This window comes from Mesorhizobium sp. M7A.F.Ca.CA.004.12.1.1, assembly GCF_003997835.1.
In the GTDB taxonomy this organism is placed as follows: domain Bacteria; phylum Pseudomonadota; class Alphaproteobacteria; order Rhizobiales; family Rhizobiaceae; genus Mesorhizobium.
Window position 1 is genome coordinate 1 of record NZ_RZRK01001507.1, and the last position, 448, is coordinate 448.

Consider the following 448-nt stretch of genomic DNA (forward strand, 5'->3'; position numbering starts at 1 on the left):
GCATTGCGCTGTTCATCGTCGCTTCGCTGGCCTGTGCGCTGGCGCCGAATGCCATTGTGCTGATCGCATTTCGCGCGTTGCAGGGCATCGGTGCGGCAATCATGGTGCCCGGCAGCCTCGCCATCATCGCCAAGGCCTACCCGAAGAAAGAACGCGGCCGCGCGATTGGGATCTGGGCGGCGGCTTCAGCGCTGACCACGGCACTTGGCCCGGTGTTCGGCGGTTTCGTGCTGTCGGCCTTCGGCGACGGCATCTGGCGGGCGATCTTTGCCATCAACCTGCCGCTGGGCTTGATCTCGATCTGGCTTCTGCTGGCCAAGGTTCCTGCCGATACGCCGACGGAGAAACGCAGCCTGGATCTCGGTGGTGCAGCGCTCGCGACATTGGCCTTCGGCGCGCTTGCCTATGGGCTGACCTCGATGAGCGCCAGCGGCGAGGGCCTCATGGC

At 65.4% G+C, this 448-nt stretch carries 1 protein-coding gene; it reads left to right on the forward strand.

What is annotated here, in order from left to right:
* The coding region (locus tag EN984_RS37280) for an MFS transporter (RefSeq protein ID WP_127384484.1) at nucleotides 1-448 on the forward strand (448 nt) is incomplete at both ends.